This window comes from Streptococcus infantis, from assembly GCF_001579645.1.
GTDB lineage: Bacteria > Bacillota > Bacilli > Lactobacillales > Streptococcaceae > Streptococcus > Streptococcus infantis_E.
The window spans coordinates 1-331 of sequence record NZ_LQZF01000204.1; the positions used below are offsets into that span (position 1 = coordinate 1).

A 331-nucleotide genomic window follows, 5' to 3' on the forward strand; every position below is an offset into this window, starting at 1 on the left:
AATTTGATAATTCTTCTTAACGATAGAGGTTTCAGCGACTATCATTTTCGAGCAATGATAGCACTTAAAACGACGCTTTTTAAGAAGAATTCTGGTAGGCATACCAGTCGTTTCGAGGTAAGGAATTTTCGACGGTTTTTGAAAATCATATTTCTTCATTTGACATCCGCACTCAGGGCAAGACGGGGCGTCATAGTCCAGTTTAGCGACGATTTCCTTGTGTGTATCCCAATTGATGACATCTAGAATCTGGATATTAGGGTCTTTAATATCGAGTAGTTTTGTGATAAAATGTAATTGTTCCATATGATTCTTTCTAATGATGGTTTGG

At 37.2% G+C, this 331-nt stretch carries 1 protein-coding gene; it reads right to left on the bottom strand.

The annotated features are described in order from the left end of the window. Window positions 1-306 (bottom strand): transposase family protein (locus tag SINDD18_RS10145; RefSeq protein ID WP_193750857.1); only part of this gene is annotated, 306 nt, incomplete at its 3' end. Between the last annotated feature and the right edge of the window lie 25 nt (window positions 307-331).